The organism is Litorivivens sp. (assembly GCF_041625495.1).
Taxonomy (GTDB): domain Bacteria; phylum Pseudomonadota; class Gammaproteobacteria; order Pseudomonadales; family Spongiibacteraceae; genus Litorivivens.
Window position 1 is genome coordinate 1 of the sequence record NZ_JBFJTH010000252.1, and the last position, 3,760, is coordinate 3,760.

Annotated in this window: 4 protein-coding genes and 1 pseudogene; all 5 read left to right on the plus strand. The window is 53.8% G+C overall.

Annotation, left to right across the window (positions count from 1 at the left end; all coding sequences use genetic code 11):
• Positions 1 to 685 (plus strand): MBL fold metallo-hydrolase RNA specificity domain-containing protein (locus tag ABYP39_RS17945; RefSeq protein ID WP_372783973.1); only part of this gene is annotated, 685 nt, incomplete at its 5' end.
• 32 nt (positions 686 to 717) lie between these two features.
• Positions 718 to 1,176: an ATPase gene (locus tag ABYP39_RS17950; RefSeq protein WP_372783975.1), complete on the plus strand. Its 459-nt coding sequence runs from the start codon at positions 718 to 720 to the stop codon at positions 1,174 to 1,176.
• A 47-nt stretch (positions 1,177 to 1,223) separates the two neighbouring features.
• A complete protein-coding gene (locus ABYP39_RS17955) occupies positions 1,224 to 1,487 on the plus strand; it encodes a DUF5676 family membrane protein (RefSeq protein ID WP_372783977.1) in 264 nt (87 codons plus the stop codon).
• 11 nt (positions 1,488 to 1,498) lie between these two features.
• A complete protein-coding gene (locus ABYP39_RS17960; RefSeq protein WP_372783979.1) occupies positions 1,499 to 2,668 on the plus strand; it encodes an acetate/propionate family kinase in 1,170 nt (389 codons plus the stop codon).
• 9 nt (positions 2,669 to 2,677) lie between these two features.
• Positions 2,678 to 3,760, plus strand: a pseudogene (locus tag ABYP39_RS17965) (xylulose 5-phosphate 3-epimerase); the annotation flags it as partial.

Genomic DNA, 3,760 nt, shown 5'->3' on the forward strand with positions numbered 1-3,760 from the left:
AATTGTTAACCGTGTCGCCAAAAGCGGCGGCGTGCTGCTAGTCCCGGCCTTTGCGGTAGGGCGGGCGCAGGCCTTGCAACATCTGTTGGCGACCCTGATGGATCAGGGCGATATCCCCAAAATGCCCATCTATCTCGACAGCCCCATGGCGATCAAAGTATCGGATATTTTCTGCCAGTTCAGTGATCAGCACCGGTTGAGTCACGAGCAATGCTACCGCCTATGCGATGGCGTGACCTATACCCGCACGGTGGACGAATCGAAGGCGATTGCCGGACAGGCTTTCCCCCATATTGTTATCGCTGGCAGCGGCATGGCTACCGGAGGTCGTATTCTCCACCACTTCAAACGCCTGTTAGGCAGTTCTAAAACCACGGTACTGTTTACCGGTTATCAGGCGGGCGGCACTCGCGGCGCAAAAATGCTGGAGGGTGTTGATGCGGTGAAAATCCACGGAGGCTGGGTACCGTTGAGAGCCACTGTCAAAGTCATCTCCGGTTTGTCGGGGCACGCAGACTACCTCGAACTGACCCAGTGGTTACAGCAGTCAGCGCTGACCGATACTACTCGAATTCAACTGATTCACGGTGACCCGGAAGCCCTTGAAGGCCTTCGGGTGCACTTGCAGGAGCACACCGCGTTTGCGGTGAATGTGGCGGGTTATCGCGATATTTTGCGCCTGTAATCGAAGAGATAATCCACAGCGGAGAAAAAGTTATGCAAATTGAAACCTTAAAAGATGTGCTGCACTGGACCCGGGAATTTCACCAACACCTCAGCCAGTGTTTATCCCACTGTGCGGACAAGAATATGGATGAACGGGCCCGGATGATCCTTGCGTATCTGTCCGATCATGAGAAGGCACTGACCAAGGTAGTCAGCGGGTTTGAAACCTCAGGCGACGAGCATGCACTGAACACCTGGTGTTACGAATATGTGGCAAAGCACCCCATCGTTCGGCATGCGCATTGCGACGCCCCCTTTGCCGAGCTGGATGCGACGCAAATCATGGAGGTGATAGTCGATCAACACCAGCAGGTGATTGAACTGTATCGCTATCTCGCCTCCAGGGCGGACATCCCCTCTGCCAAAGAGTTGATGGAATCACTCCAGTCGCTGGAAGAGCACGAAATGATGCGAATGGCGCAGTCTGTCAATCGGTTCGGGGATTTGTAGAGACACTAATTTCTCACAGATACACCACCATAAACGGAGGAATAATCATGACACTTAATGCGTTCAAATTCGGGATGGCCAGCGCGATTACCGCGGCGATACTGTGGCTGGCTTGCAGTCTGCTGGTGATGTTAATGCCTTCCATGATGTTGTCCATGTCCGGAGAAATGGTGCATATGCAACTGAATGAGATGGGTTGGTACTTGACTCTCAATGGTGTCGTTATCGGGCTGGTGGCCTGGTTCGTGGCAGCGGGTATCGCCGGTTGGCTGCTGGCGGCCATTTATAACCGCTTGCAGTCATCCGACTGATTATCCAGCTGATGAGCAGTTTGCCGCGCTATGACAAACCGGTTCTGTTGGTGTTGAATCCGGGTAGTTCATCCATCAAGTGGAGCACGCATAACGTCTCGGCGCTTGAATATGCGGGTGCAACGGTGCCTGTTGCTATTGGGCAAGCAGGTGTCGGCCAATCAGCTGCGCAGACTTATCCTGGCGCGCCCCCTTGGCTGACCGATGTGCTGACAAATCATGATGTTCGCGCGGTGATTATCAGAGTCGTACACGGGGGCTCTGAATATCTTAAACCTCTCCCCATCAACGACGATAACTTTCGGCAACTGCAAACCCTGATACCACTGGCGCCACTGCACAATAAGGCGGCCATTGAACTGATTGAGCAGCTTCGGAATACCCGAATTTCCATTCCTGTTTTTGCGGTTTTCGATAGTGAGTTTTTCAGCAACCTGCCGGTGGTGTCGCGGATTTATGGACTGCCCGTCGCGCTCACTGAGAAATATGGATTACGCCGTTACGGGTTTCACGGTTTTGCTCATGAGTCCATGGTCAAACAGTGGGAGACAGTGAATCCCGATAACGAACACTACACCCTGGTGACTGCGCAACTGGGAAGCGGCTGTTCCATGGCTGCCATCCGCGATGGCAAACCGGTCGATACCACCATGGGGTTTACACCCAATGAAGGGTTGTTGATGCGCACGCGCAGCGGTGATATCGATCCCGGATTACTGACCTGGTTGCAGCGGCAGGAGGGGTGGACGCCGGAAGAGACTGATCATGTTTTAAATCACGAATCCGGCTGGCGGGGTCTGTCCGGCGGAATCGATAACATGGCGGATTTGTTTGCGAGTGAACAGCCGCAACACCAACTGGCGTTTGATTTTTTCCGTTATCGATTCCAGAAAACACTGGGCGCGTATTTCGCCATTCTGGGCGAGCTGGACGGTGTCGTTCTTAGCGGCGGTATTGCGGAAAACAACGTCGATATTTGCTGCCGCTTGTTGTCCGGTCTTTTCCACTTGGGTATTACGTTAAAAGAGCCTCTGGTTCAGTCCGCTTTACCACTGATTTTATCGCAACCAGCGTCACCAGTGCAGTGCTGGGTGGTGGCCGCCGATGAGGCGGATTCCATGTTGCGCTCCATACAACACCACTTTTCTTTTGAGAATGAATTTCAGTCGTTGGCTGATTGAGGAAATTCCATGTATGCCATAGATCAACAAAACGATCATAGGATACAACAGCGGGCAAGGTTATATCGCGATACGTATCCTGCCTTTGCGCGCTGGGCGGAAGGTTATGGTGTGATCCAACACCGGGACGAAACGCAGGTGAGAGTGTTCGATCTTTGCCAGCAACTGCTGTGTACAGGACGGTTTAAACAGATCGATGAAGTGTTGGAGATATTGTCTGCCGCAGATCGCCTGGCCAGTGCGGCCATGTGGTTGGTGGTGCATATGACCTATAGCAACAGAGTGGATTTCAGCGGCAGCGCACTCGATGCAGACGACTTTAAAACCAACCCCCAGGGACATACTGGCGGTTCCCTGAATATGGTGCCTGCCTATGTGGGCTATATGGTTGCCAATCGCCTGGCCGGTGTCACCCGCAGCTGGTTGATGGGACAGGGGCACTGCGTGGCCGCCATCGATGCGGTCAATGTGCTGTTGCAAAACCTCTATCCGGAGCAGTCTGAACGCTATCCATTGAGTGATGAAGGGCTGACGCAGTTGGCGCGGGATTTTTACAGCTATGCCATAGCGGATGATGGTCGTCCTGGTGTTCCATTGGGTAGTCACGTAAACCCGCAGACCGCTGGTGGCCTGATTGAAGGTGGTTATCTCGGTTTTGCCGAATTGCAGTACGTGCACATGCCACTGCCGGGCGAGCGGCTAGTGGCGTTTTTAAGTGACGGTGCCTTTGAAGAACAGCGCGGCAGTGATTGGGCCAGCCGCTGGTGGCGCGCGGAGGATTGCGGGTTGGTAACGCCAGTGATGATCGCTAACGGGCGGCGTATCGACCAACGCTCCACCATTTATCAACAGGGAGGCTTGTCCTGGTTCTACGAGCATCTGGAACAGAATGATTTTCACCCCATCGCCATCGACGGACGTGATCCTGCGGCGTTTATCTGGGGTATTTTTGAATCGGAAGCGCGGCTAGAAGCCTGCAGTGCGCACATCCGTGAAGGCCATATGCACTATCCGGTGAAATTGCCCTACCTGATAGCGGAAACGGAAAAAGGCTACGGCTTTTACGGTGCCGGTACCAATGCCGCCCACGGC

Bases quoted from the DNA above. Each gene is read 5' to 3' on its own strand.
- ABYP39_RS17950 (WP_372783975.1), top strand. From the start codon at position 718: ATGCAAATTGAAACCTTAAAAGATGTGCTGCACTGGACCCGGGAATTT.
- ABYP39_RS17955 (WP_372783977.1), top strand. From the start codon at position 1,224: ATGACACTTAATGCGTTCAAATTCGGGATGGCCAGCGCGATTACCGCG.
- ABYP39_RS17960 (WP_372783979.1), top strand. From the start codon at position 1,499: ATGAGCAGTTTGCCGCGCTATGACAAACCGGTTCTGTTGGTGTTGAAT.